Annotated in this window: 22 protein-coding genes, 2 pseudogenes and 1 riboswitch; of the genes and pseudogenes, 11 read left to right on the top strand and 13 right to left on the bottom strand. The window is 71.6% G+C overall.

Annotated features, from left to right (window positions below):
* The first annotated feature begins 2 nt into the window (after positions 1-2).
* Complete coding sequence (gene eda / locus ACIRHA_RS38320) at positions 3-647, top strand: bifunctional 4-hydroxy-2-oxoglutarate aldolase/2-dehydro-3-deoxy-phosphogluconate aldolase (RefSeq protein WP_403855588.1); 645 nt, start codon at positions 3-5, stop codon at positions 645-647.
* A 28-nt stretch (positions 648-675) separates the two neighbouring features.
* Here the strand turns inward: eda and ACIRHA_RS38315 are convergent.
* The 3 genes and pseudogenes from ACIRHA_RS38315 to ACIRHA_RS38305 all read right to left on the bottom strand — a co-directional run.
* Positions 676-1311 (bottom strand): annotated as a pseudogene (locus ACIRHA_RS38315) (histidine phosphatase family protein); the annotation flags it as partial.
* A gap of 84 nt (positions 1312-1395) precedes the next feature.
* A complete protein-coding gene (locus ACIRHA_RS38310; RefSeq protein ID WP_403855667.1) occupies positions 1396-2139 on the bottom strand; it encodes a zinc ribbon domain-containing protein in 744 nt (247 codons plus the stop codon).
* Positions 2136-2996: a Nif3-like dinuclear metal center hexameric protein gene (locus ACIRHA_RS38305; RefSeq protein ID WP_403855586.1), complete on the bottom strand. Its 861-nt coding sequence runs from the start codon at positions 2994-2996 to the stop codon at positions 2136-2138. The genes ACIRHA_RS38310 and ACIRHA_RS38305 overlap by 4 nt, the downstream gene beginning before the upstream one ends.
* Before the next feature lie 203 nt (positions 2997-3199).
* Between ACIRHA_RS38305 and ACIRHA_RS38300 the strand changes: the two genes are divergently transcribed.
* Positions 3200-4375: a hypothetical protein gene (locus ACIRHA_RS38300; protein ID WP_403855584.1), complete on the top strand. Its 1176-nt coding sequence runs from the start codon at positions 3200-3202 to the stop codon at positions 4373-4375.
* A gap of 55 nt (positions 4376-4430) precedes the next feature.
* Positions 4431-4601 carry a hypothetical protein gene (locus ACIRHA_RS38295; protein WP_403855582.1) on the top strand — a complete coding sequence of 57 codons (171 nt, stop codon included), beginning with the start codon at positions 4431-4433 and terminating at the stop codon, positions 4599-4601.
* Positions 4602-4699: 98 nt separating this feature from the next.
* Here ACIRHA_RS38295 and ACIRHA_RS38290 read toward each other — a convergent pair whose 3' ends face one another.
* From ACIRHA_RS38290 to ACIRHA_RS38280, 3 genes are all read right to left on the bottom strand, one after another.
* Positions 4700-5638: a 3-oxoacyl-ACP reductase gene (locus ACIRHA_RS38290; protein ID WP_403855580.1), complete on the bottom strand. Its 939-nt coding sequence runs from the start codon at positions 5636-5638 to the stop codon at positions 4700-4702.
* Between the two features lie 108 nt (positions 5639-5746).
* Positions 5747-6823, bottom strand: coding sequence for a Zn-dependent alcohol dehydrogenase (locus ACIRHA_RS38285; protein WP_403855578.1), 1077 nt, complete (start codon positions 6821-6823; stop codon positions 5747-5749).
* A gap of 41 nt (positions 6824-6864) precedes the next feature.
* Positions 6865-7719 carry a MaoC/PaaZ C-terminal domain-containing protein gene (locus ACIRHA_RS38280; RefSeq protein ID WP_403855576.1) on the bottom strand — a complete coding sequence of 285 codons (855 nt, stop codon included), beginning with the start codon at positions 7717-7719 and terminating at the stop codon, positions 6865-6867.
* Between the two features lie 272 nt (positions 7720-7991).
* Here ACIRHA_RS38280 and ACIRHA_RS38275 point away from each other — a divergent pair, with 272 nt between their 5' ends.
* Positions 7992-9227 (top strand): histidine kinase, encoded by a 1236-nt coding sequence (locus ACIRHA_RS38275; RefSeq protein WP_403855574.1) that lies wholly within the window; start codon positions 7992-7994, stop codon positions 9225-9227.
* Between the two features lie 47 nt (positions 9228-9274).
* Positions 9275-9907, top strand: coding sequence for a response regulator transcription factor (locus ACIRHA_RS38270; protein ID WP_403855665.1), 633 nt, complete (start codon positions 9275-9277; stop codon positions 9905-9907).
* An 81-nt stretch (positions 9908-9988) separates the two neighbouring features.
* On the opposite strand, the gene ACIRHA_RS38265 is transcribed toward ACIRHA_RS38270, so the two are convergent.
* Positions 9989-11446 (bottom strand): MFS transporter, encoded by a 1458-nt coding sequence (locus ACIRHA_RS38265; RefSeq protein ID WP_403855572.1) that lies wholly within the window; start codon positions 11444-11446, stop codon positions 9989-9991.
* A 134-nt stretch (positions 11447-11580) separates the two neighbouring features.
* On the opposite strand from ACIRHA_RS38265, the gene ACIRHA_RS38260 reads away from it, so the two are divergent.
* The 4 genes and pseudogenes from ACIRHA_RS38260 (at position 11581) to ACIRHA_RS38245 (ending at position 15150) form a co-directional block, all read left to right on the top strand.
* The gene (locus ACIRHA_RS38260) at positions 11581-12144 is read left to right on the top strand and encodes a hypothetical protein (RefSeq protein WP_403855570.1); all 564 of its coding nucleotides are present in this window, start codon (positions 11581-11583) and stop codon (positions 12142-12144) included.
* 130 nt (positions 12145-12274) lie between these two features.
* Positions 12275-12625 (top strand): annotated as a pseudogene (locus ACIRHA_RS38255) (SUKH-4 family immunity protein); the annotation flags it as partial.
* 26 nt (positions 12626-12651) lie between these two features.
* Positions 12652-13485 carry a nucleic acid/nucleotide deaminase domain-containing protein gene (locus tag ACIRHA_RS38250; RefSeq protein WP_403855568.1) on the top strand — a complete coding sequence of 278 codons (834 nt, stop codon included), beginning with the start codon at positions 12652-12654 and terminating at the stop codon, positions 13483-13485.
* Between the two features lie 12 nt (positions 13486-13497).
* Positions 13498-15150 (top strand): WD40 repeat domain-containing protein, encoded by a 1653-nt coding sequence (locus tag ACIRHA_RS38245; protein WP_403855566.1) that lies wholly within the window; start codon positions 13498-13500, stop codon positions 15148-15150.
* 10 nt (positions 15151-15160) lie between these two features.
* Here the strand turns inward: ACIRHA_RS38245 and ACIRHA_RS38240 are convergent, their stop codons facing one another.
* The 5 genes from ACIRHA_RS38240 to ACIRHA_RS38220 form a co-directional block, all read right to left on the bottom strand.
* Positions 15161-16351: a lipid-transfer protein gene (locus ACIRHA_RS38240; protein ID WP_403855564.1), complete on the bottom strand. Its 1191-nt coding sequence runs from the start codon at positions 16349-16351 to the stop codon at positions 15161-15163.
* A gap of 105 nt (positions 16352-16456) precedes the next feature.
* Positions 16457-17629: a CaiB/BaiF CoA transferase family protein gene (locus tag ACIRHA_RS38235; RefSeq protein WP_403855663.1), complete on the bottom strand. Its 1173-nt coding sequence runs from the start codon at positions 17627-17629 to the stop codon at positions 16457-16459.
* A gap of 1 nt (position 17630) precedes the next feature.
* A complete protein-coding gene (locus tag ACIRHA_RS38230; protein WP_403855562.1) occupies positions 17631-19283 on the bottom strand; it encodes an acyl-CoA dehydrogenase family protein in 1653 nt (550 codons plus the stop codon).
* Positions 19284-19603: 320 nt separating this feature from the next.
* Complete coding sequence (locus ACIRHA_RS38225; protein WP_403855560.1) at positions 19604-20983, bottom strand: MFS transporter; 1380 nt, start codon at positions 20981-20983, stop codon at positions 19604-19606.
* 154 nt (positions 20984-21137) lie between these two features.
* Positions 21138-22061, bottom strand: a complete 924-nt coding sequence (locus tag ACIRHA_RS38220) for a LysR substrate-binding domain-containing protein (RefSeq protein ID WP_403855558.1) — start codon at positions 22059-22061, stop codon at positions 21138-21140.
* 79 nt (positions 22062-22140) lie between these two features.
* Positions 22141-22206: riboswitch (guanidine-III (ykkC-III) riboswitch) on the top strand.
* A gap of 14 nt (positions 22207-22220) precedes the next feature.
* Here ACIRHA_RS38220 and ACIRHA_RS38215 point away from each other — a divergent pair.
* Together ACIRHA_RS38215 and ACIRHA_RS38210 are read left to right on the top strand one after the other, a co-directional pair.
* The gene (locus ACIRHA_RS38215) at positions 22221-22535 is read left to right on the top strand and encodes a DMT family transporter (RefSeq protein WP_403855556.1); all 315 of its coding nucleotides are present in this window, start codon (positions 22221-22223) and stop codon (positions 22533-22535) included.
* Positions 22536-22537: 2 nt separating this feature from the next.
* The gene (locus ACIRHA_RS38210) at positions 22538-22942 is read left to right on the top strand and encodes a DMT family transporter (RefSeq protein WP_403855554.1); all 405 of its coding nucleotides are present in this window, start codon (positions 22538-22540) and stop codon (positions 22940-22942) included.
* On the opposite strand, the gene ACIRHA_RS38205 is transcribed toward ACIRHA_RS38210, so the two are convergent.
* The gene (locus tag ACIRHA_RS38205) at positions 22899-25079 is read right to left on the bottom strand and encodes an acyl-CoA dehydrogenase (protein WP_403855552.1); all 2181 of its coding nucleotides are present in this window, start codon (positions 25077-25079) and stop codon (positions 22899-22901) included. The two genes, ACIRHA_RS38210 and ACIRHA_RS38205, sit on opposite strands and share 44 nt — an antisense overlap.
* Positions 25080-25136 lie beyond the last annotated feature (57 nt).

Here is a 25136-nt window from a genome sequence, read left to right as displayed (position 1 = left end):
CCATGACCTCGACTGCCGCCGCCTCTGCCGGCTCCGCCTCCGTGCTGGATCTCGCCCCTGTCGTCCCCGTCGTCGTGGTGGAGGACGTCGCCGACGCGGTGCCGCTCGCGCGGGCGCTCGTCGCGGGCGGCCTCCCCGCCATCGAGGTGACCCTGCGTACGCCCGCCGCGCTCGACGCGATCCGGGCGATCGCCGCCGAGGTCCCGGACGCCGTCGTCGGCGCGGGCACCGTGATCTCGCCCGCGAACGTCGCCGACTCGGTCGACGCGGGCGCCCGCTTCCTGGTCAGCCCCGGCTGGACGGACACGCTGCTCGGTGCGATGAAGGAGTCGGGCGTGCCGTTCCTGCCCGGCGTCTCCACGACGTCGGAGGTCGTGGCGCTGATCGAGCGCGGCGTGCACGAGATGAAGTTCTTCCCGGCGGAGGCCGCCGGCGGCGCCCCCTACCTGAAGGCGCTCTCCGGTCCGCTGCCGCAGGCCCGGTTCTGCCCGACGGGCGGCGTCTCGCCCGCGAACGCGCCCACGTACCTGGCGCTGAAGAACGTCGGCTGCGTAGGCGGCAGTTGGATGCTCCCCGCCGACGCGATCGCGGCGAAGGACTGGGACCGGGTGGAGGCCCTGGCCCGCGAGGCGTCCTCGCTGCGCTGAACCATCTGAACCAGCTGGTTCGGCTGAACTATGTGAGGTGCGCTGTCTCGTTGAGGCAGCGCACGCTCGCGTTCCCGTCCGCGTAGTACGCGACCGTGGTCAGGGACGCCGCCGCGAGCTCCATGCGGAACATCGCCTCGGCGGGGGCGCCGAGCGCGAGCCGCACCAGCGTCTTGATCGGCGTCACATGGCTGACCAGCAGGGCGGTACGCCCCCGGTACACGGCCGTCAGCCGGTCCCGCGCCTCGGCGACCCGCTCGGCGACCTCGGCGAAACTCTCGCCGCCACCGGTCGGGGCGGCATCGGGCGAGGCGAGCCAGGCGTTCAGGTCGTCCGGGTAGCGGGCGCCGGCCTCCTTGAACGTGAGCCCCTCCCACGCCCCGAAGTGCGTCTCGCGCAGCCCGTCGTCGACCTCGACGCCGAGCCCGAGCCGCGCGGCGACGACCTCGGCGGTCTCCCGGCACCGCTTGAGCGGCGAGGCCACGACGACCTCGACACCATCGCGCGCGACCAGGGCAGCGGCGGCCTGCTCGGCCTGCCGCCGCCCGGCCTCGGACAACTCGGGGTCGCCGCCCCCGCTCCCGGAGAACCGCTTCTCGGGCGTGAGGGCGGTCGCGCCGTGCCGCAGCAGCAGAAAGGTGGCAGGCGGGCTCAAGTCGGGTACCGGCATATCAAGCCCCTGCGGCGATTGAGCAGCGGGGTCCGGGGCAGCGCCCCGAGACCGCAACACCGTGGGGCCGCAACATTCCTACAGCCCCGACTCGGACGTCCGCACCAGAATCCGCCGACAGTTCTCACAACGGACCACCGAATCCGCGGCAGCGGCACGCACCTCGTTCAGCTCCGTGATGTTGAGCTCAAGCCGGCACCCCTCACAGCGCCGCTGGAACAGCTTCGCCGCACCGACCCCGCCCTCCTTCTCGCGAAGCTTGTCGTACAGCTTCAGCAGGTCCGCCGGGATCGACCCGGCGACGACCTCACGCTCCTTGGCGGCGGAGGAGACGTCGGCGTCGATGGCGGCGGCCGCCGCGTCGCGCCGCGAGGTCGCGTCGTCGGCCTTGGCCTGCACCGAGGAGAGCCGCTCGGCCAGCTCACCCGCGCGCTCCTGCGCGGACTCGCGGCGCTCCATGACCTCGAGGACGACGTCCTCCAGGTCACCCTGCCGCTTGGCGAGCGAGGTGATCTCGCGCTGCAGGTTCTCCAGGTCCTTGGGGGACGTGACCGCGCCGGAGTCGAGGCGCTTCTGGTCGCGGGCGGCGCGCTGGCGGACCTGGTCGACGTCCTGCTCGGCCTTGGTCTGCTCGCGGGCGCAGTCGCTCTCCTCGGTCGTCGCGGCGACGTGCAGATCGCGCAGCTGCGTGAGGTCCTTGGTCAGCGACTCGATCTCGGCGTGCTCGGGCAGCGACCGCTTCTTGTACCTGAGCTGCTGCAGTCGTACGTCGAGGTCCTGGACGTCGAGAAGTCGGATCTGGTCGGCGGGCTCGGCGTTCAGTTGGGGGCTCCAAATGTAGATACAGGCTGGGGGTGGGACGCCGCGTGGGCGGTCCAGGGATCGGTGACCGTCTTCGAGACATGGACCCGCAGGCCCCATCCCTCGCGGTCGGAGATCTCGTCGAGCTGAGCTGCGGCCAGCTCGCACCAGGGCCACTCGGTGGCCCAGTGCGCCGCGTCGAGCAGCGCGAGAGGCGTGGTCTCACGGGCCTCGCTCACCGGGTGGTGGCGCAGGTCCGCGGTGAGGAAAGCATCGACGCCCGCCGCACGCACCTCGTCGAAGAGGCTGTCGCCTGAGCCACCGCTCACGGCGATCGTACGCACCGTCGCGTCGAGGTCCCCCGCGACGCGGATGCCCTGCGCGGTGGCGGGCAGCCGGTCGGCGGCGCGGCCCGCGAGCTCGCGCAGCGTCAGCGGGTGCTCGAGCTCGCAGACCCGGCCGAGGCCGCGGCGGCCCGCGGGGTCGGTGGGGTCCGGGACCAGGGGACGTACGACGCGGATGTCGAGCGCGCCCGCGAGCGCGTCGGAGACGCCGGGGTCGGCCTTGTCGGCGTTGGTGTGCGCGACGTGCAGCGCGATGTCGTTCTTGATCAGCGTGTGGACGGCGCGGCCCTTGAACGTGGAGGCCGCCACCGTCGTCGTACCGCGCAGGTAGAGCGGGTGGTGGGTGACCAGCAGGTCCGCGCCGAGCTTCACCGCCTCGTCGACGATCTCCTGGACGGGGTCGACCGCGAAGAGCACCCGGCCCACCTCGGCGTCCGGGTCGCCGGCGACCGTGCCCACCGCGTCCCATCCCTCGGCGAGGGCCGGGGGCCAGAGGGCTTCGAGGGCGGTGGTCACTTCAGACAGACGGGGCACGCAGACAGGTTACCCGCGCCGCCCGCCCCACCCCCAAGCCCGGCCCGTTCCGGAAGGGCACACAGGAGAGCACAGGGGACCCACCGTTCTCAGCCAATTCGGGGCATGGCCCACCTTTCGTGTGAAACGGCGGGCGCGAGGTGCCACGGAGGTTCGTACGAAAACTACGTTCGTGGCGAACACAAGCGGAGGTGACTGAATCCATGACGGCCCTGGCCACGGAACCCACGCCGGATACGCCAGACACGCCAGAAACACGGCCACGACCGCCGCACACCGGATGTGTGCTCACGATGGACGCGACGTACGCGGCGCGGCTCGCGCGGCACGGCGGGAGCGAGGACTCCTGGTTTCCCGAGCGCTGGACCCTGGACGGACCCGAGCCGTACGCGGTCCCGCTGCCGGGGCCGCAGCCGGAGGAGCCCGGTACCGCCGTGCTGCCCCTGACGGACGGCCGGGTGCTGATCCAGCGCGCCGCGGCGGGGCGCCGGATGTTCTCGCTGCTCTACCCGACGGGCCCGGGCACGGGCGAGGTGCCGCTCGGGGCCGTGGAGTGCGCGGAGCTCACGCTGCTGCCCCCCGCGCCGGACGGGCGGTGTGCCTACGCCCTGTCGGCCGGCGCCGACGGGGAGTCGACCGCCGTATGGCAGGTGGCGGGCGCCGGCTCCGGGCCCGAGCTGCTCGCCGAGGTGCCGGGGCGCTGCTCGGGCGGGGTCTGGCTGTCCCGCGAGGCCCGGCTGCTCGCGCTCGACCGCACACCGCCGGACGCGGACGGCGGCGGCCCGGTGAAGACGGTGGTGGTGGATCTGGACCGGGGCGGCGAGGTCTCCCCGCTCCTCCAGATCGCCGAGGAAAGCGAGGACCGGCTGCTCCTCGCCGATCTCGACAGCGGGCTCATCCTGCTCCGCTCGGACGCTCCGAGCCCCGGGGAACTCCGGCTCGGCTGGGGCGTGTTGGGCAGTACGCTGCCGATCCGGTTCCCGGAGTCGCTGCGCCTCGCCGACTGCGAGCTGACGCCCTTCGCGATCCAGCCGGGACAGTCGCTGATGCCGGAGGGCTGCGCGGTGGCGCTGCACGTGGCGAGCACGGAGGGCGGCTCCCCGTGGCTCGGCCTGTGGCGACCCGTGGAGGGCCGGATGCACCAGGTCGCGGCGCCCGGCGGCTGGCTGCCGGGCAGCGGCTTCCTCTCGCGCGACGGGGTGCTCTCGCTGCCGTACGTCAGCGAGGACGTGCCGTGCGGCCTGGCGAGGCTCCCGGTGCCCGAACCCGGCACGGGACAGCGCGAACCGAAGGAGGAATCCGCCCCGCCGGAGCCCACCGCGACACGCCCCGTCCCGTTGGCGCAGGCACCCCTAGGTGGCCGCACCACGGACCGTTAGACTCGCCCGGCTGCAACTGAAGGATCTTGTACGTGTTTACGGGGTGAATGTTCCGATGGCGGAAGGCAACGGCACGCATGTCGAGTTCGACACGGAGACGACGCGCCATGCGCGGGTCGGCTCGGGTCGGCACCGCGGCGAGGTGTCCTCGCCGCCCATGACGGGCGGCGACCAGGAATCGAGGCCGCGCGGGCGGCACCGTGGGGCGCGCGCCGACGAGGCGTAACGCTCGACACTCGATGTGAGGAAACGTATCTCTGAGGGGCCCGGCGGAAGCCGGGCCCCTCAGTCGTGTCGTGTCGTGTCGATGGCGGTCGGCCGGGCTCAGCCGTGCTTGAGGCCGAGCACCTCCGCTGCCGCGAACGTCTCGTTCGGGGGCCGGTCCTTGTAGTGCGGGGTGAGCAGCGCGTCGAGCTCGTCGTACGTGAACGCGTCCTTGGCCGTGTCGAACTTCGCCTGCACCCTGGGCCGGTCGACGACGGCGACCATGCCGCCGTGCACCACGAGCAGTTGGCCGTTGACGTTCCCGGCGGCGGGCGCGGCGAGGTAGCCGACGAGCGGGGCGACGTGTTCGGGCGCGAGCGGGTCGAGCCCGTCCTCCGGCTCGGCGAATCCGGCGAAGACGTCCTCCGTCATCCGCGTACGGGCCCTGGGGCAGATGACGTTGGCGGTGACGCCGTACTTGGCGAGGGCGAGCGCGGTGGAGGTGGTGAGCCCCACGATGCCGCCCTTCGCGGCGGCGTAGTTGGGCTGACCGGCCGAGCCCGCGAGGAAGGCCTCGGACGAGGTGTTGATGATGCGCCCGTAGACCGGGGCGCCGGCCGCCTTCGAGGCCTCGCGCCAGTGGCGGGCCGCGAAGTGGCTGGTGTTGTAGTGGCCCTTGAGGTGGACGTGGATGACCGAGTCCCACTCCTCCTCGGTCATCGAGAAGATCATGCGGTCGCGGAGGATGCCGGCGTTGTTGACGAGGATGTCCAGTTGACCGTACGTGTCGATCGCCAACTGGACGAGTTCCCGGGCCTGTTGGTGGTCGGCGACGTCGCCGGTGTGGGCGGTGGCGGTTCCGCCCGCAGCCTCGATCTCCGCGACGACCTGCTCCGCGGGGCCGGTCGTGGCCTCGCCGGAGCCGTCGCGGCCGGGTTGGCCGAAGTCGTTGACGACGACGTTGGCGCCGAGGCGGGCGAGTTCGAGGGCCTCGGCGCGGCCGAGGCCGCGGCCGGCGCCGGTCACTATGGCCGTGAGGCCGTTGAGCGGGGTTGACATGCAGTCGGCTCCCTTGGTTCGTGTGCGCCACGACGGTGTTGCGGGCACGGGGCTCTGCCCCGGACCCCGCGGGCTCTCGTCACAAGTGCGGGGCTTGAAATGCCCGGCCTACAGCTCGATACAGGTGCGCAGTGCGACGCCCGTGCGCATCTGGTCGAGGGCCTCGTTGATCTCCGCCAGGGGCACCCGGTGCGTGATCAGGGACTCCAGGTCGATGCGGCCCGCCCGCCACAGCGAGATGGCCCGTTCGTAGGACTGCAGGACGTCTCCCCCGCCGTACATCGACGGCAGGATCTTCTTCTCGTCGAAGAACAGCTCGAACATGTTGAGCTGGAGGAAGTCGTCCATGGCCCCGGCGCCGACCACGCAGAGCGTGCCGCCGCGGCGCGTCGTCTCGTACGCCGTGCGGGCGGTGGCGGACTTGCCGACGACCTCGAAGACGTAGTCGAAGCCCTCGCCACCCGTGATGTTCTGCTTGGCGTCGGCCAGTTCGTCCGGTGAGATCGCCTTCGTCGCACCGAACTTGAGGGCGGACGCGCGCCGCGACTCCACCGGGTCCACGGCGACGATCTCCGCCGCCCCCTTGAGCCGCGCGCCCTGGATCGCGGAGATGCCGACGCCGCCGCAGCCGATGACGGCGACGGACGAACCCGCCTGCACGTCGGCCGTGTTGATGGCCGCGCCGAGCCCGGTGGTGACGCCGCAGCCGATGAGCGCCGCGATGTCGAACGGCACGTCGTCGGGGATCGGCACGGCGCAGGCCGCGTTGACCACGACCTCCTCGGTGAAGGTGCCGGTCCCGGCGAAGCCGAAGACGTCACCGCCGGGGCGCTTGAAGTTGGGGGTGCCCGCGTTCATGAATCCGGCGAGACAGAGCTCGGTCTGGCCGCGCTTGCAGGCGGGGCAGCTGCCGCAGGCGGGCAGCCAGCACATCAGGACCCGCTGACCCGACGTCAGGTTCGTTACTCCGTCACCGACTTCGACGATCTCGCCCGCGCCCTCGTGGCCGGGGATGAACGGGGCCGGCTGCGGCAGCACCCCGTTCATCGCGGAGACGTCGGAGTGGCACAGGCCCGTGGCGCGCAGCCGGACCCGCACCTTGCCGGGGCCGAAGCCGACCGCCTCGACGTCGTCCAGTACCTCGAGTTTGTCCTGGCCTATCTCGTGCAGTACGGCTGCTCGCATGGCGTGCGGCTCCTTCGCGATCGATCTGCCTGCTGGTTGCGTCAGTTGTGGTCGACGAGGGTGTCCGCGAGCACCGGAGCGTCCTCGCGGTCCGCCGCGGTGACCGTCACCTGCACGCGGCCCGGCTGCTCCCACATGCGGACGCGCAGCGTCTCGCCGGGGAAGACGATCCCGGCGAAGCGCGTGCTGTAGCGGGTGATGCGGGAGACGTCGCCGCCGAGGGCCGTGTCCGCGACCGCCTTGAGCGTCATCCCGTACGAACACAGGCCGTGCAGGATCGGCTTGTCGAAGCCGGCCAGCTTGGCGAACTCCGGGTCGGCGTGCAGCGGGTTCCAGTCGCCGGAGAGCCGGTAGAGGAGGGCCTGGTCCTCGCGGATGGTCCGTTCGACGGTGCGGTCGGGTTCGCGGGAAGGGACTTCCAGGCGCTCGGAGGGGCCGCGGTCACCGCCGAATCCGCCCTCTCCGCGGACGAAGATCTGGGAGTCGGCCGTCCACAACGGGCCGTCCGCGTCGGCGACTTCGCTGCGCAGCACGAGCACGGCCGCCTTGGTCTTGTCGTACACGGCGGCGACCCGCGAGGTGGTCGTGGCCCTGCCCTTGACCGGGATGGGGCGGTGCAGCTCGATGGTCTGGCCGCCGTGCAGCACGTGCGCGAGGTTCACGTCGATGCCGGGTGCGGACAGGCCGCCGACGACGCCCATGCCGGCGCCCGCGACGGTCGCGAAGCTCGGCAGGACGTGCAGTTTCGACTCGAGCGTGTAGCGCAGCTCGTCGGGGTCGGTGGCGGGGCGGCCGGCGCCGAGGCCCAGGTGGTAGAGCTGGATGTCCTTGTGGTCCCAGGTGATCTCGGCGGACCTGGGCTCTGCGGCTACGGCCTTCGCGGCGTCGATGGGCATAGAGGCAAGCGCTCCTAAGGCGGGTCGAAGACCTCGGTGCGACCGTCCGCACCGTCGGCCGCACCGAGGTCGTCACGGGCCGGGTAGAACCTGTTCCAATTCCCCCGGCGCCCCATGTATAGCCAAGAGCGCATGGCTTGGGAAGGGCCGGGGCGCATTTTCCTGACGATGCGTCAGACGGGAGCTCGGGAGGGCGGCGGTGACATTTGTACCGGCGAACCAGGGACAAGCGGTCCTGCCCGCGAGCGGGCACCCCTTCGTACGCTTTCGGCATGACATCGAGGACGAAGGCTGCCGGCCGGAAATGCGACGACAGGCCGGACAAGCAGGTCTGGCCGGTCGCCGGCATCGGCGGCGCACGGGTGAACGGATACACGCTGCTGCCCTGGCTGCTCCTCGGCCTCGGGGCGCTCTCGAACCTCCTCCAGGGCGAGACACCGAACCCCTGGGTCGGCGGCATCGGCCTGCTGATCTTCAACTCCCTCTACATCTACGTGGCGTTCCGGTCCTTCGTCCCGATCACCCGCGATGCCCTCTCCACCCGCCTCGCGCTGCTCGCGATGACCGTCGTGACGTGCACGCTCGCGGGTCTGTACGGCGGCAGCTGGGTGGCGTTCTTCCCGCTGCTCGGGCTCGCGGTCGGGGCCGCGATGCGGGGGCGGCACCTCGCCAAGGTCGCCATCGTCCTCTCCTCGCTCGGCGGCGCCGTCGCCGGTGCGCAGAGCCCGAGCGCGGGGGTGACCATCGGCTACGGCACCTTCCTGTCCACCATGGTGACCGCGGCGATCCTCTCGCTCGGCGAGACCGTACGTGAGCTGCGCGCGACCCGGGAGGAGCTGGCGCGCAGCGCGGTGGCCGAGGAACGCCTGCGCTTCTCCCGCGATCTGCACGATCTGCTGGGCCACACCTTGTCCGTGATCGTGGTGAAGTCGGAGGCCGCGCGGCGGCTCGCGCCGCGCAGCATGGACGCGGCGCTCGAACAGGTCACCGACATCGAAGCGGTGGGGCGGCAGGCGCTCACCGAGATCCGCGAGGCGGTCACCGGCTACCGCGAGGGCAGCCTCGCCCTGGAGCTCGACCGGGCCCGCTCCGCCCTCTCCGCGGCCTGCATCGAACCCGTCGTACGGCAGTCGGGCCCGCCCCTGTCGGCGCGCACGGAGGCGCTGCTCGGGTGGGTGGTACGGGAGGCGGTCACGAACGCCGTCCGGCACAGCGCGGCCACCACCTGCACGATCACCGTCGAGGGCACGGCCAAGGGGGCACCCCCTGCTCGAGCGGATTCGAGTGCTTGGGGGAGGGTCCGGCTGCGGGTCACGGACGACGGGGCGGGCCCCGCCCCGACCACCACGCCCGGCACCGGCCTCAAGGGCCTGACCGAGCGGCTCGCCGCGGCGGGCGGCTCACTGGAAGCGGGCGAGGGGCCGGACGGCGGCTTCGAGGTCCGGGCGGAGCTGCCGGCCGACGAACGGGAACCGGCGACCGGCGGCGCGCTCGCCGCGCCCGCGTGACGCCGCCCAGCGCCCCCGGTCCCCGTAATCTCTCTTCCGTGACGGAGATGCCGCAGGACCACCGCCCGGCCAAGAGCATCCGCGTACTCCTCGCGGAGGACCAGGGCATGATGCGGGGCGCGCTCGCGCTGCTGCTCGGTCTTGAGCCGGACCTGGAGGTCGTCGCCCAGATCTCGGCCGGCGACACCATCGTCGACACGGCGCTCACGTGCCGGCCCGATGTGGCGCTGCTCGACATCGAGCTGCCCGGCCGCAGCGGGCTCGACGCCGCGGCGGAGCTGCGCGAGCAGGTGCCGGACTGCCGGGTGCTGATCCTGACCACGTTCGGGCGGCCCGGGTATCTGCGGCGGGCGATGGAGGCCGGGGCGGCGGGGTTCCTCGTCAAGGACGGCCCTGTCGAGGAGCTCGCCGAGTCGATCCGCAAGGTGCTGCGGGGGGAGACGGTGGTCGATCCGGCGCTCGCCGCGGCGGCGCTCGGCACCGGGCCGAATCCGTTGACCGCGCGGGAGGCGGATGCGTTGCGGGCGGCGGCGGGCGGGGCGACCGTCTCCGACATTGCCGGGGAGTTGCATTTGTCGGAGTCGACCGTGCGGAATTACCTGTCGGCGGCGATTGGGAAGACGGGGGCGCGGAATCGGGCGGAGGCGCGGATGGCGGCCGCCGAGAACGGGTGGCTGTAACGGGGTTGCGGTCACGGGGCTCCGCCCCGGACCCCGCGCCTCAGTCGCCGGCGGGGCTTGATATTGGCCGGGTCGCGCGCCTCAATCGGCGGCGGGGCTTGGTTTGCGTATGCCTGTCAGGAGGACCGCCGCGGCCACCACCAGGATGGCCGAGCCCACCGCGAACGCGGCCGCGTAGCCGTGGGTCAGTGACGTCGGGTCCGTCGAACCTGCGGAGCGGCTCGTCGCCACCGTTGAGAGGATGGCCAGGCCGAGTGAACCGCCCAGGGTGCGGGACGTGTTGACGAGGCCGGAGACCAGGCCCGCGTCGCCGGGCGCGGCGCCCGATGTCGCCAGCGAGGCCAGCGGGGTCATCGCGCAGCCGGCCCCCGCCATCATCACGATTCCGGGCAGCATGATCGTGGTGACGTAACCGCCGTCCGCGGTCATCGTCGACTGCCACAGGAATCCGGCCGCGGTCACGAGCACGCCCACCACCGCCACGTTCCGCGCGCCGTAACGGGGCATCAGGCGCGGTGCGAACTTCGAGCCGAGCACCACCGCCAGCGAGCTCGGCACCAGCGCGAAGCCCGCCTCGATCGGCGTGTAGCCGAGCGCGTTCTGCGCGTACAGCGTCATGAAGAACCACATGGCGAACGAGCCCATGCCGCACACGAACATCGCCGCGTTCGCGACCGCCACCGAGCGCACCTTGAACAGGCCGAGAGGCATCAGCGGGAGGCGGGTGCGCGCCTCCACCAGCAGGAACGCGACGATCAGGAGGAGCGCGATGCCCAGTGGCACCAGCGTCACCGCGGCACCCCAGCCCTGCTCCTCCGTCTGCACGATGCCGTACGCGAGGACCGCCGTGCCCGCCGTCACGAGGACCGCGCCGGGCAGGTCGAGCCGGCGTTCGCCGCCCGCGCGGGACTCCTTGATCCAGCGGGCGGCGGCCGCGAGGACGACCGCGCCCAGCGGAACGTTGATGAGCAGCACCCAGCGCCAGTTCAGCCCCTCGGTGAGGACGCCGCCGACGAGCCCGCCGGCCGCGCCGCCGCCCGCGCCGACCGCCGTCCACGTCGCGATGGCCCGCGCCCGCGCGGCGCCCTCCGGGACGGCGGAGGTGAGGATCGTGAGGGTGGAGGGCGCGAGGACCGCCGCCCCCAGGCCCTGCACCGCGCGCGCCGCCAGCAGCTGCCAGCCCTCCTGCGCGAGCCCGCCCGCGAGCGACGCGAGCGTGAACAGGCCGAGCCCGACCAGGAACATCCGCTTGCGGCCGAAGAGGTCGCCGGCCCGGCCGCCGAGCAGCATGAAGCCCGCGAAGGCGATCGAGTACGCGTTCACCACCCACTGCAGCCCGCTCGCGCTGAGCCCGAGGTCGGTGCGCATCGACGGCAGCGCCACGTTCACCACGGACACGTCGAGGACGACGAGGAACTGCCCGGCGCAGGCCACGGCCACCACCAGCCAGGCGGGCGGGGCGGCGGCAGCGCGGCCACGGGAACGTATCGCGTCGTCGGAGGCCGCTTCGGAAGCGGCATCGGGGGGAGTCTGGGCCATGCGTGTCATGGTCCCAGCCGCCCGGCACCCCGTACATCGGGATTTCGCCGGACCCGTTTCCGCCGTGGGTCATAGGTCCAGGGGCCTAGGGCCTGTCGCTGGACGAGATCGGGAAGAAGCGGGATCCCGCCCCGGTGTACCACCACGACGACAAGGGGAACGTGACGCGGCTCGGGGGCGACGGCAAGAAGCAGACCCTGAGCGACAGCGACAAGAAGCGCCTGGGCATCCTGCAGCTCAACGCCGACAACACAACCCAGCCCCGCCCGCGGGGAAAGTTCGGACTGCCGAACAGGAAAAAGGGCGAGGCGCGGCCGCAGAAGGATTCCACACAGGTCGCCCTCGGCGGCACCGACCTGTCCAGGGCCACACAACTGGCGCGCCACTCGGACAAGAGCTACGGAAACTACACGAAGGACAAAACGTCCGGAGATTCCAAGTTCAGCAGCAACAACTACGCCGCGGTCAGGTACGGAAAGCAGGGCGGCGAAGACGAGTTCATCCTCGCAGGGCGCAGCAGATCCCCCGTGCATTCCGAACGGGTACTTGGGATACCTTCGATTCAGTCCGGCGCCACCCATAAAATTTCCGAACTGTACACGGAACGTGAACGTAGAATACGGCACGTCGAAGGAGTCCCAGATTCGCGGGAACCAGGGAATGGAGAATTACCTGGGCGACCTGCGCAAAAAGGGTAAATGACCACGCCTGACACCGCCGGATTGGAAAGACAGCACACATGCCTCCGCTCATTGACCGCGAAACCATGGAGCGGCACTTCGAGCCGTCCGACATGGTCACACTCGACGAAGCACAACTCGCCGGGGTGACACACGCCGAAACCCTCCGACGGCGGCCGACTGGATCTCGCTGGGTGAAATCCCCTACGACGGGATTGCGGTGGACGGCGGGACCGGAACCGTCTACTGCCTGCCGGACGGCGGCACTGAAATCTACCCCCTCAATGCGAGTATCCACTCGTTCGCATATTTCCTCTGCCTGCTCGAGGAAGAGCGCGAGAATTACGATTTTGGCGCAGCCGGCGAGTTCACGGACACAACAGGTGCTGCCGCCCGGATTCTCGGCCGGATGCAGGAAACCGATCCCACCTCGGTCGGTGACGAGGACTCCACGTGGCGGCGCATGCTGGAATACGTTGAAGAAGGAATCCCCGCGTAGTGACTCGAAAATTTGGAGTCTCCCCCTTGAATGATGCCCAGGTTCACAGGTCCTTCGGCGCCACGGCCGCCGGGAATCCGCTCGACGTGCCCGTCGGTGTGCGCCGCGTCGCGCGGCTTGTGCTGCCGCTGCGCGTGGGACCGTATTTCGCGACTCAGGCCGACGAGCCGGTGGTACTGGGCGAGTACGCGGCCACCGTGGACCGGCAGGTCGTCCGCGAGGACTGCGAGGCGTGGGCGCGCCTGGGGAGCGACGGGGGCTTCGAACTGTGCGCCGACCGGGACGGGGCGGTGCGGGCCGTACTGCTGGACTGGGAGGAGGACGTGCGCTTCGTCAGTTCGTCTCCCGAGGCCTTCGCCGATTCCCTCACCGAGCTGGATCGGGCGCTGCGCACCATTCTGACCACCGATGACCCGCCGCGTGCCGAGCAGGCGTACACGCGCCTGGAGGAGCGCCTGCGCTCCATCGACCCGGAGGCCTTCGCGCAGCGCGAGAACTGGTGGCCGCTGGTCCTCGACGACATCCGCGACACCGCGAGCGCCGAGTGGTTCACCGCCTTCGAAATCCTCAACGGCCAGGGCGAGAAGCAGATCGTCACCGCGTCGGGTGCCATCGGCGTCCACCCCGAGGAGAGGCTGTGGGAGCAGCTCGGCGCCGCGGGTCTCAAAGCCGAGCAGGTGCTGCGCATCCACACCGAGCTGGAGGCGTGCTTCATGCCCGGCCACTACTGCGCACTGTGGCTCGGCCAGGTCTTTCCCAAGGCGCAGATGACGCACAACTTCCCCTATGGGGAGAGCGTCGCCTCGCGGGCCGAGGGGATCCGGCGGCTGCGCGAGGCCGCCGAGCAGCAACAGCAGTAGGGGGAGCCGTCAGTGGGTACGAGCAGCGAGATCGTTGATACGACACCGGCACAGGAGCTGCTGGACTGGGTCGCGGACGGTTCGTCCCGACTTTGCCGGGTCACCGGAGCGCGGGGCAGCGGCAAGAGCCACATGCTTGCCCGCTTCCTCGCCGACTGGGGCGACGGTCCGGGCACCACCGTGCATGCCACGGTGCCCGCGCGGGGACTCGACGTCGACGGCACGGCCTGGGAGCTGGGACGTCAACTGGGCTACGGCCCACAGCCTGCGCACCGCCTGCTGAAGCGGGTGGCGGATGATCCGCGTCCGCTGCTGCTGGTCGTACCCGACCTGCATCTCGCCCGCGGTCCGGAGACGGTCGTAGGGAGCCTGCTGGCTCCGCTGCTGCGTCTTGAGCACGTCCGGATGGCCATCGAAACCGCTGACGAGGCGCTGTTCCCGGGCGAGGCGAAGAACATCGGGGCGAAGAACATCGACCTGAGGTGCGCTGTCTTCGAACCGCCGCAGCCGCAGGCCGGCTTCGCCGCCCTCCTGGCCTCCGTGCCCCGCACCGCGGACGGTCGCGCCGACTGGGTCCGGGCCCCGCGCCAGGTGTGCGAACAGATCCTGGACCAGGCACCGGACCACGACGCGGTACAGGAGCTGCTGAGCGAGCCGGGCTTCCTCCTGCACGGCTCGGCCGCGGCGATCAGTGCGTCCCTCACCGACCCGGACTCCCCTGCCCCGCCCTCGCTGCGTGCGGTGTGGCCCCTGGCCGCCCCACAGCTGTCCGCCCGTGAGCACGGGGCGGCTCAGCGTGCCGCGTTCCTGCACACCGCCGCCCTCACCCGCGATGCCGACCTGGCCACCGCCCTGCGGCCACTGGCCATGGAGTACCCGCTGCCCACCGTGTGGGCACGGTCGGACCTCCCCGTCACGGCCCTTGCCGCGCTCGCCGACGGCACCGTGGCCGCCGCCGCGCCGCCCGGCACCCCGCACGTCCTGGACCCGGCCACCGGCCGGAGCACCGGGACGCTGCCGGCGCCACGCACCGCCCGCCCGTCCCATATGGCCGCGGACCGCCTGCTGTTGGACGACCGGGGCACCTTGCTGCCCGCGACACCCGACGCTCCCGTCGCGGCCGAGATCGCCGCGTACCACGGACAGGCCGCCCTGGGCCCCCGCCCCGTGCTCCCCACCGCCCTGGGCTCCGACCCGCGGGCGACGACCGCGGTGATCGGCGACACGCAAGGGACCGTGCACGTCTGGCCGTTGACCACGTTCCGGTCGCTGCCGCGAGCGATGCGGCTCCACGAGGCGCCCGTCTCCGCCGCCACCTGTCTGCGCCTGGTGGAGGACGACATCGACCTGGTCTTCTCCGCCGCGACGGACGGGACCGTTCGACTGTGGGCCGTCGGCAGCGACCCGATGCCGGGGCCCATCGAACAGCGGCCCGCGCTGGTCACCGCCCTTGCCGCCGCCGGCACTCCCGCGGGCCCGGTCCTGGCAACCGCCTGGGACGACGCCCAGTTGCACCTGACCCACGTCTCCAGCGGCCGCACCCGCGCCCTTCCCCTCCTCCAACAGGCCGACGCCCTCGCCCTCACCCCCGACGGACTCCTCACGGTCGGCGGAGCGGACATCACCTACGCGCTGCGGCTGCCTCCGGAAGGACTGTGGAGCTGATGGGCCGCGTTCACCCCCGACGCAACATCGTCACGACCGCCGCGCCGCCGAGGCCGATGTTGTGGGCGAGGCCGGTCCGGGCGTCAGGGACCTGGCGTGGGCCCGCCTCACCCCTCAACTGCCAGGTCAGCTCGGCGGCTTGGGCGATGCCGGTGGCGCCCAGCGGGTGGCCCTTGGAGATGAGGCCGCCGGAGGGGTTCACCACCCACTTCCCGCCGTACGTCGTCGCGCCCGACTCCACGAGCTTGCCGGACTCGCCCTCGGCGCACATGCCGAGCGCCTCGTACGTGAGGAGTTCGTTGATGGAGAAGCAGTCGTGCAGCTCGACGACGTCCACATCCTCGATGCCGACCCCGGAGGCCTCGAAGACCTGCCGTCCCGCCTCCCGCGACATCGGCTGACCGACCACGTCGATGCATGATCCGGACGCGAAGGACTCCTCCGTGTCCGTGGTCATCGACTGGGCCGCGATCTCCACCGCCTTGTCGCCCAGGCCCCGTTCCTCCACGAAGCGTTCCGATACGACGACCGCCGCTGCCGCGCCGTCCGAGGTGGGCGAGCACTGGAGCTTCGTCAGCGGCGTGTGGATGGCCTTGGCGGCGAGGATCTCGTCGACCGTGTACGCGTCCTGGAACTGGGCGTACGGGTTGTTCACCGAGTGCCGGTGGTTCTTGGCGCCCACCGCCGCCAACTGGGCCTCGGTCGTGCCGTACCGCTCCATGTGCTCGCGGGCCGCGTCGCCGAAGATCTGGGCGGTGGGCGGCGTCATCTCGAAGCCGTGGCGGGCCGCCATGATCCCGTAGTGCCGGGCGACGGGGGACGTCTTGAAGTCCCCTCCGTCGGCCCCTCCCCCGAGCGCGCCGCGCTGCATCTTCTCGAAGCCGAGCGCGAGCACGCAGTCGCTGATCCCGCCCTCGACGAACTGGCGGGCCATCATCAGCGCCGTCGAACCCGTCGCGCAGTTGTTGTTGACGTTGTAGACCGGGATGCCGGTCAACCCCAGTTCATAGGCGGCGCGTTGGCCCGCCGTCGACGCCTGGAAGCAGTAGCCGACGGGGGCCTGCTGGACGTCCGCGTAGGAGATCCCGGCGTCGGCGAGGGCCGTGGTGCCCGCCTCCTTCACCATGTCCCAGTACTGCCAGTCCCTGGTCTCGGGCTTCTCGAACCTGGTCATGCCGACACCGACGATGTACGACTTCATGGCTGTGCACCCCTCCTGCCGCTGCCCACTCCGCCTTCGCTGGTTAACTGACGGATCGTCAGATAGTGACAGGGTGGGCCTTCCGACGGAAGGGCTCAGGGCGGCTCAGAGACCCAGCAAGCGGTCGATCTCCGCCTCCCCGTACCCGATTTCGGCCAGTACCTCCCGGCTGTGCCGGCCCAGCGTCGGCGGCGCCGAGCGCACCGCCGGGCGGGCGCCGCGGAAGGTGACGGGGAACGCGACCTGCTCCAGCGGCCCCACGTCCGGGTGGTCGACCTTCTGCACCATGTCGAGGGCCGCCGTCTGCGGGCAGTCGTAGACCTCGTCGAGGGTGCGGATGGGAGTGACGGGTACACCGAGAGGCTTCAGCAGATCCACCCAGTGGGCCACCGGCTCGTCGACGAGGACCGCCTCCAGCTTGGCGTTCAGGGCCGTGCGGTGCGTCACCCGGTCCCGGTTGCTCACGAAGCGGTCGTCGTCCGCCCACTCCGGGTGGCCGAGGGCGGTCACGAGGCGGCGGAAGAGCGCGTCGTTGCCGACCGCGATCACGAAGTGTCCGTCGGCGGCCCGGTACGCCTGGTACGGGACGAGGCTGGGGTGGCCCGAACCGAGGCGCGTGGGCCGCTCGCCCGTCGCGAAGTAGCCCGTCGCCCAGTTGATGTGCAGGGCGAGCTGGGACTCATAGAGGGAGGTCGTGACGTACTGGCCGCGGCCCGTGCGCTCGCGTTCGACCAGGGCCGCGTTCACGCCGATCAGGCCGAAGAGGGCGGCTCCGAGGTCGCCCATCGCGTAGCCCGCCTTGACCGGGGGTCCGTCGGGCTCGCCGGTGAGCGACATCAGTCCCGCCGACGCCTGCGCCACCATGTCGTAGCCCGGCTCGTCGCGCAGGGGGCCCGTGTCGCCGAAGGCCGAGATGTGCAGGATGACCAGGCGCGGGTAGCGGGCGCTCAGCTCACGGAAGTCGAAGAGGCCGGCGAGGGACGATCCCGGGCGGAAGTTCTCCACCATGACGTCCGCGTCGGCGAGCATCCGGTGCACGGCCTCCTGCCCTGCCTCCGACTTGAGGTCGAGGGTCACCGAGCGCTTGTTGCGGTTGGCCGCCAAGTAGTAGGTGGCGTCGGGGCCGTTGAAGGGTGGGCCCCAGGAGCGGGTGGGGTCGCCGCCCTCGGGGTGCTCGACCTTGATGACGTCGGCGCCGAGGTCGGCGAGGGACATGGTGACGTACGGACCTGCGAGGATCTTCGACAGGTCGACGACCTTCATGCCGGTCAGCGGCATCTCAGGCACGGTGGGCCTCCTGGATCTCGGCGAGCGGGACCTGTCCACCGTCGGCCAGCGCGGCGAAGTGGTCCAGGGCGGTGCGGGGCAGCGCGTCCGGGTCGTCGGCGAGCGCCGTGTACGCGCGGGCGACGAGCAGCGCGCGGCCGTCTCCGCTCGTACGGGCGGCGTGCTCGGCCTGCTCGTACAGGAGCGTCTCCATGACGGCGCGGGTGAGTTCGTCGGCGTAGCGGCCGATGCGCGCCTCCTGTTCGTCCGCCGGGAGTGCGAGGAGCGCGTCGCCCTTCTTGCGGAGGAGCTCCCAGCGGTCACGGGTCCCCGCCCGGTCGCCGTACGTGCCGGCGAGGGTGTGGTGGGCGTTCTGGCGGCGCATGCAGCGCAGCACGTCGAGGGCGATGACGTTCGAGGAGCCCTCCCAGATGGAGCCGAGGTGGGCGTCGCGGACGAGGCGCGGGTTGACCCGGTCCTCGATGTAGCCGTTGCCGCCGCGGATCTCCATGGCCTCACCGGTGACGGTGCGGGCGCGCTTGCACAGGGTGTGCTTGGCGAGGGGGGTGAGGACGCGGACGAGCGCGCGGGCCTCCGCGTCACCTTCGTCGGCGGCGGTGAGCCGGACCGCCGCTTCAAGCACCAGGTGCAGCGCGGCCTCCGTGTCGAGGATCATCGGGAGCAGCGTGGCCCGCATCAGCGGCTGGTCGAAGAGGGGCTTGCCGAAGACGTGGCGCTCGCGGGTGTGGTCGACGGACTCGCGGACGGCGCGGCGCATCAGGGCTGTGGCGCGCATGGCGTTGGAGAGGCGGGAGACGTTGAGCATCTCGGCCATCTGCCGGAACCCATGGGCGAGTTGACCGACGGGAGTCGCATACGCCTCGTCCAAGGTGACCTCTCCGCTCGCGATGGAGCGCGAGCCCAGCTTGTCCTTGAGACGGTCGATACGGAGGGCGTTGCGCGTGCCGTCGGGGCGCAGCCGCGGCACGAGGAACATGCCGAGGCCGCGCGTGCCTTCGCCCTGGCCGGGGACGCGGGCGAGGGTGAGGACGACATCGGCGGACGGGTTCGAGGCGAACCACTTCCTGCCGGTGAGGGTCCAGTGGCCGCCCTGGTCGGTGGCGACGGTCTCCGTCAGGCCGACGTCCGTTCCGCCCTGCTTCTCCGTCATGAACATCGCGCCGGTGGAGCGGAGTTCGGGGTCGGTGGAGGAGAGGGCCGCGATCTCGTCGGCGTACCGCTCGGGGTCGAAGAGGCGCAGGATGCGGGCGGCGGAGTCGGTCATGGACAGCGGACAGGCCATGCCGAACTCGGACTGTACGTAGAGGTAGGACAGGGCGTACTTGACGGTGTGCGGGACCTTGGTGGGCCAGCCGAGGACGCCGGGCCTGTGGGACATCGCGGCGAGGCCGAAGCGTTCGTAGGCGATGGCCGCCAGCTTGTCGTGGGCGGGGTGGAAGGCGACCTCGTCGATCCGTTCGCCGTCCGGGTCGTACGGGACGAGCCGCGGCGGGTTGGCGTCGGCGAGCGCGGCCTGGCGGTCGAGGTCCCCGGCGGCGAGCTCTCCGAGTTCGGCGAGGAGCGGTTCGACCCGGTCGCGGTCCGCGGCGGACAGCACGCGGTCGAGGAGGGGGCGGAGGACGGGGTCACGGTGGGCGTAGTTCATGGGGCCTCCAGGTCGGTTCAGGTGGAAGTGGTCACGGCCACGGGGCTCCGCCCCGGACCCCGCGCCTCAATCGCCGGCGGGGCTGAAAGATCGGGGCTCCGCCCCGTACCCCGCTGCTCAATCGCCGCAGGGGCTTGATGTGCCCCGCGCCGCCGATTCATCCGGCCCCGCCCATGGGCGAGACGCGGCAAGGCAGGGGCAGAGCGCCCCACATTTCCAGCCCCTCCGGCGTTTGAGGAGCGGGGTACGGGGCGGAGCCCCGGTCTTTAGGGCTCCGCCGATTGAAGCGCGGGGGGGGTGCGGGGCGGAGCCCCGGTCTTTTACAGCCCCGCCGGCGATTGAGGCGCGGGGGCCGGGGCGGAGCCCCGTGGCGTAGGGGACGTCGGGGTGCGCTCACCCGTGCGGGCCAGGAGCGGGAGCACGCCCGCCAACGTGATCGCCGTATAGGCCAGGCCGAGCCCCACCACCGGCCAGATCGACCCGACGGACGTCAACAGGTACTGGGACACGATCGGCGCCGTACCGGCGAACAGCGTCGTGCACAGCTGGTACGACAACGACATACCGGTGTACCGGACCTCGACGGGAAAGACACGCGCGAGGATCCCGGCGAGCGCCGCGTAGTACATGGCGTGCGGGAAGGTGGCGAGCCCCATGCCGAGGACGGCGAGCCAGAAGTTGCCGGTGCCGACCAGCATGAACATCACCGGCAGCACGAAGAATTCGGGGAGCAGCATCCACAACACCGCCTTGCGCACCGGCCACTTGGTCGCCAGCACTGCCCCGAAGGGCTGCACGATCACCTGCACCACGAGCGCGAGCGCGATGACGGTGAGGAACGTCGACCGGTCGAAGTCCAGGTCGGACGTGGCCCACGACAACGCGAACGTCGTCTTCACATAGGTGATGGCGACCCCGGCGGTCCCCGCGAGCACCCCCAGGAACACCAGCAGCGGATAGCGACTCAGCACGGTCTTGATGGGCAGCTTGACCGGCTTGTTGCGGGCGAGCGCGGCCCGCATCTCGGGCGTCTCTGCGAGCTTCAGCCGAATGAACAGCCCGACCGCGACGAGCACGGCGGAGAACAGGAACGGCAGCCGCCACCCCCACGACTCGAAGGCGGCGTCCGGGAGTTGGGCGATCCCGAGGAAGGAGAGCGTGGCGAGCAGATTGCCGACCGGCGAGCCCTGCTGGGCGAACGCCCCGTACAGCAGCTTCCGCTTGGGCGGCGCGTACTCGGTGGCGATGAGCACGGCGCCGCCCCATTCGCCGCCCATCGCGACGCCCTGGATCATGCGCAGGAGTACGAGCAGGATCGGCGCGGCGGCCCCGATCCGGTCGTAGCCGGGGAGCAGCCCGACGCAGAACGTGGCGCCGCCCATCATGGTGAGCGTGGTGATCAGGGCCTTCTTGCGGCCGTATCTGTCACCGAAGTGCCCGAAGATCAGGCCGCCGAGGGGGCGGGCGAGGAAGCCGACCCAGAACGTGGCGAAGGCGGCGAGCGTGCCGACGGCGGGCGAGGCGTCGGCGAAGAAGATCTTGCCGAGGACCAGCGCGGACGCCGATCCGTAGATGTAGAAGTCGAACCACTCGATGGTGGTGCCGACGAACGCGGTGACTCCGGCGCGGCGGGCGTCCTTGGCGAGAGCGGGGTCCGGGGCGGGGTCGGTGGCGGGCTGCGCGGGGGCGTCGTGCGGCATGCGAGCGTCCTCTCGGTGCGGCGGGTCCCGCCCGTGTGGTGCGGACACCGCGGCCCGTGCACGCTCCGTCGCGAGACGCGGATCACTCTGCCCCCACGCATTAGGCGCTGTCCAAGACCAATTCCGGGGCCGATTGAGCTGCGATCGCGCGCAATCAGCTGCCGGGCTCCGCAGCCGCCGGGGCGTCCTCGGGCGTCGGCAGCACGTCCCGCGCCACCCGCAGCACCGCCTGCAGCGCCGCCGACGGGTTGCCGCCGCGCCAGCCGAGCGCGATCGGCAGGACCGGCACCTCGCCCCCGGCCAGCGGCCGGAACACCACATGTTCCAGGTGGATGTTGCGCGCCGACTCGACGACGACCGCGACACCGACACCCGCACCGACGAGCGCCAGCATGTTGTACGAGTCCGGGGCCTCCTGCGCGATCCGGGGCGCGAACCCGGCGTCGTGGCACGCCTGCACCATGGCGTCCCGCACCGCGGACTCACGGGAGAGCGGGAAGGTGACGATGGGCTCGTCGGCGAGCGCGCGCACGGGGACCTCGGTGCGGTCCGCGAGCGGGTGGCTGTCGGGCAGGGCGAGGACGAGGCGCTCCATGCGGACGACGCGGGCGGTGATACCGCGCCGCACCGGAAGCGCCACGAAGCCGATGTCGAGGGTGCCGTCGGTGATCCGGCGCAGCGCCTCGCCGCTGTAGGTCTGCCCCTCCAACACCAGCTCGATACCTGGCAGTTGGGAAGTGACGGCGCGGGTGAGCAGCGGCAGCGCCGCGTAACTGCTGGCCCCGGCGAAGCCGACCGAGACCCGGCCGACCTCGCCCAGGTGCGCGGCCCGCACCGTCCGGTGCACGGCGGAGGCGTCCGCGAGCAGCTTCCGGGCCGGCTCGACGAGCGCCTGCCCCGCCGAGGTGAGGCGGACGGTGCGGGTGGTGCGGTCGAAGAGCTTCACGCCCAGATCGCGTTCGAGCAGCTTGATCTGCTGACTGAGCGGCGACTGGGCGATGTGCAGGCGCTCGGCGGCGCGGCCGAAGTGCAGTTCCTCGGCGACGGCCACGAATCCGGTGAGGTGTTTCAGCTCCACGGGGCGACCATACGGGCCGGGCGCCCACAGGCCCCTTTACCTCGCGTTTGCCCCTTCTCACGAAGCTTGCTATACAGAAATCAAGCCCTCATCAAGGGCTCGCGGACGAGGGAGCAGTACCCGCTGAGCGACAAGACTGCCTTGGAAGGTGAGTCCGTCGTGCCGTGGGTTGTCCTGATCCTCTCCGGGGTTCTCGAGGCGGTGTGGGCCTCCGCGCTGGGCGCGTCCCACGGCCTGAGACGCCCCGTCCCCACCGTGATCTTCATCGTCGCCCTGACCGGCTCCATGGCCGGCCTGGCCCATGCCATGCACGAGCTGCCGACCGGCACCTCGTACGCCGTGTGGGTCGGCATCGGCGCCGTACTGACCGCCCTGTACGCGATCGTGCGCGGCCAGGAGAAGGCGACCCCCGCGAAGAGCCTGCTGCTGGTCGGCCTGATCGGCTGCGTTGTGGGCCTGAAGGCGGTGAGCTGACCATGGCATGGGGAATCCTCGTCATCAGCGGCGTCTTCGAGGCCGTCTGGGCCACCGCGCTCGGGCACTCCAAGAACTTCTCCGAAACCGGCCCGACGATCGTCTTCGTCGTCGGACTGATCATCTCGATGGCCGGCCTCGCCTTCTCGATGAAGAAGATCCCGATCAGCGTCGCCTACGCGGTGTGGATCGGCATCGGGGCCGCGCTGACCGTGACCTACGCGATGGTGACGGGCGACGAGCAGGCGAACCCGATGAAGATCGTCTTCCTCGCGGGGATCATCCTCTGCGTGGTCGGCCTGAAGTTCGTGAAGACCGTTCCGGGCAGGAACGCCCGCCCGGAGGAGTCACCCGCCGACGAGATCAGTCACGAGGCAGACCAAGAATCCGCTCGGCCACGACGTTGAGCTGCACCTGAGTCGTCCCGCCCGCGATCGTCAGACAGCGGGACAGCAGAAACCCGTGGAGGGCCCGCTCTCCTGGGCCCTCGCGCAACGCGCCTGCCGGGCCCAGGAGTTCGAGGGCGAGTTCCGCGACCTTCTGCTGGTGCGGGGTCTGCACCAGTTTCCTGACCGAGGCGCCCGCTCCCGGTTCCGCGCCCGCGACCTGGAGCATGGTCGTACGCAGGCCGATACAGCCGAGGGCGTGCGCCTCCGCGGCGAGCGCGCCGATCCTCGCCCGGTACGCGCCGTCCAGGTCGCCGGCGCGCGCGAGCAGCGCCTCCAGACCCGTGTCGAAGGTCAACTGGTCGGCCATGTGCACCCGTTCATTGCCGAGCGTGTGCCGGGCGACCCGCCAGCCGTCGTCGACCTCGCCGACCACGGCGTCGGCGGGCAGCACCACGTCGTCGAAGTAGACCTCGTTGAAGAGCGAGTCGCCGGTGATCTCGCGCAGCGGCCGGATGTCGATGCCCTCGGTGTTCTTCATGTCGAGGACGAAGTAGGTGAGGCCCTTGTGCTTGGGCGCGTCCGGGTTGGTCCTGGCGAGCAGGATGCCGTGGTCCGCCCACTGCGCGGCGCTCGTCCACACCTTCTGCCCGTTGATCCGCCACCGCCCGTCGGGCATCCGCTCCGCCCGCGTACGCAGCGAGGCGAGGTCGGATCCGGCCCCCGGCTCCGAGAACAGCTGGCACCACAGCGTCTCGCCGCGCAGGGTCGCCGGGAGATACCGGTCGCGCTGCTCCTGGGTGCCGTACGAGATGAGGGAGGGCACGACCCACGTGGCGATGCCGAGGTCGCTGAGCCTCACCCCGGCCGCCTTCAACTCCTGCTGCACGGCGAGCTGTTGGACGGGCCCGGCGCCGAGCCCGTACGGGGGCGGCAGATGCGGCGCCGCGTATCCGGTCGGTGCGAGGGCCTGCCGCGCGGCTTTCGGGTCGAGCCCCCGCGCCCCCTCGATGACGCTCCGGGCCGCCTCCCGGTGCCCTTCCGCCTCGGCGGGCAGCTCGAATCGCAGCTCGCGGCGCACGCCGGATTCGGCGAGCCGCACGGCGCGCAGCCGGTGCGCGTCCCCCGCGCCGAGCAACTGGCGGGCGACGACGGCTCTGCGCAGATAGAGGTGGGCGTCGTGCTCCCAGGTGAAGCCGATGCCGCCGAGGACCTGGATGCAGTCCTTGGCGCAGGTGTACGCGGCGTCGAGCGCGGTTCCCGCGGCGAGCGCGGCGGCGAGCCCGCGCACCTCACCGGGGCTCTCGTCCTCCAGCGCCCGCGCGGCGTCCCACGTGAGCGCGGCGGCCTGTTCCACCCGCACCAGCATGTCGGCGCACAGGTGCTTGACGCCCTGGAACTGCCCGATGGGCCGCCCGAACTGCTCGCGCACCTTGGCGTGTTCGGCCGCGGCGTGCAGCGCCCAGGCCGCGCTGCCGCAGGCGTCGGCGGCGAGCAGTACGCAGGCGAGGTCGCGTACGACGGTGACGCCGAGGCTCGTCAGGATCCGGTCGGTCGGGACGGCCACCCCGCTCGCCGTGACCTCCGCGGTGGGCCGGGTGGGGTCCCCGCTCTCGTGCGCCCGCACGGTGAGCCCGGGACTCCCGGCGTCGACGGCGAACCACACCACACCCTCGGCGCTCTCCGCCGCGAGCACCAGCAGATCGGCGTCGGCGCCGGTGAGGACGGGCGGCGCCGTACCGTCGAGGACGAGCCCGTCGGGGCCCGCGACGGCGCTGAGCCCGCCGGGCCCGAACGCGACCGCCCCGATCCGCTCCCCCTCGGCGAGTGCGCGGGTGAGCTCGCGCCGCCCGGCCCTGCGCAGCACCTCGGCGGCGAGCACGCTGCCGGCGAACGGGCCGGGCAGCGCCGCGCGCCCCGCCTCCTCCACGACCACCGCGAGATCGAGCAGGGTCCCGCCCCCGCCGCCGTACGACTCGGGGAGGTGCACCCCGAGGAGTCCCTGCCCGGCGAGACCGTCCCAGTAGGAGGGGCGGTGGCCGGGGGCGGCCGGGGCGTCGAGCAGCTTGCGCACCTCGTCGGGCGGTACGGCGCGCGCGATCCAACCGCGCACGGCGTCCGCGAGTTCCCGCTGTTCCTGCGTGATGGCGATGCCCATGCGGCGCACGGTAGAACACGTTCCAGTAGACCGGAAGACCAAATCTGACACTGGGTC

Source organism: Streptomyces sp. NPDC102360 (assembly GCF_044766085.1).
GTDB lineage: Bacteria > Actinomycetota > Actinomycetes > Streptomycetales > Streptomycetaceae > Streptomyces.
Note: the sequence above shows the minus strand (reverse complement) of the source record. Positions and strands in the feature narration are given on the sequence as shown.

Bases quoted from the DNA above. Each gene is read 5' to 3' on its own strand.
- ACIRHA_RS38290 (WP_403855580.1), bottom strand. From the start codon at position 5,638: ATGTCAACCCCGCTCAACGGCCTCACGGCCATAGTGACCGGCGCCGGC.
- eda (WP_403855588.1), top strand. From the start codon at position 3: ATGACCTCGACTGCCGCCGCCTCTGCCGGCTCCGCCTCCGTGCTGGAT.
- ACIRHA_RS38235 (WP_403855663.1), bottom strand. From the start codon at position 17,629: ATGCCGCTGACCGGCATGAAGGTCGTCGACCTGTCGAAGATCCTCGCA.
- ACIRHA_RS38295 (WP_403855582.1), top strand. From the start codon at position 4,431: ATGGCGGAAGGCAACGGCACGCATGTCGAGTTCGACACGGAGACGACG.
- ACIRHA_RS38225 (WP_403855560.1), bottom strand. From the start codon at position 20,983: ATGCCGCACGACGCCCCCGCGCAGCCCGCCACCGACCCCGCCCCGGAC.
- ACIRHA_RS38205 (WP_403855552.1), bottom strand. From the start codon at position 25,079: ATGGGCATCGCCATCACGCAGGAACAGCGGGAACTCGCGGACGCCGTG.
- ACIRHA_RS38270 (WP_403855665.1), top strand. From the start codon at position 9,275: ATGCCGCAGGACCACCGCCCGGCCAAGAGCATCCGCGTACTCCTCGCG.
- ACIRHA_RS38230 (WP_403855562.1), bottom strand. From the start codon at position 19,283: ATGAACTACGCCCACCGTGACCCCGTCCTCCGCCCCCTCCTCGACCGC.
- ACIRHA_RS38275 (WP_403855574.1), top strand. From the start codon at position 7,992: ATGACATCGAGGACGAAGGCTGCCGGCCGGAAATGCGACGACAGGCCG.
- ACIRHA_RS38265 (WP_403855572.1), bottom strand. From the start codon at position 11,446: ATGGCCCAGACTCCCCCCGATGCCGCTTCCGAAGCGGCCTCCGACGAC.
- ACIRHA_RS38210 (WP_403855554.1), top strand. From the start codon at position 22,538: ATGGCATGGGGAATCCTCGTCATCAGCGGCGTCTTCGAGGCCGTCTGG.
- ACIRHA_RS38285 (WP_403855578.1), bottom strand. From the start codon at position 6,823: ATGCGAGCAGCCGTACTGCACGAGATAGGCCAGGACAAACTCGAGGTA.
- ACIRHA_RS38300 (WP_403855584.1), top strand. From the start codon at position 3,200: ATGACGGCCCTGGCCACGGAACCCACGCCGGATACGCCAGACACGCCA.
- ACIRHA_RS38240 (WP_403855564.1), bottom strand. From the start codon at position 16,351: ATGAAGTCGTACATCGTCGGTGTCGGCATGACCAGGTTCGAGAAGCCC.
- ACIRHA_RS38280 (WP_403855576.1), bottom strand. From the start codon at position 7,719: ATGCCCATCGACGCCGCGAAGGCCGTAGCCGCAGAGCCCAGGTCCGCC.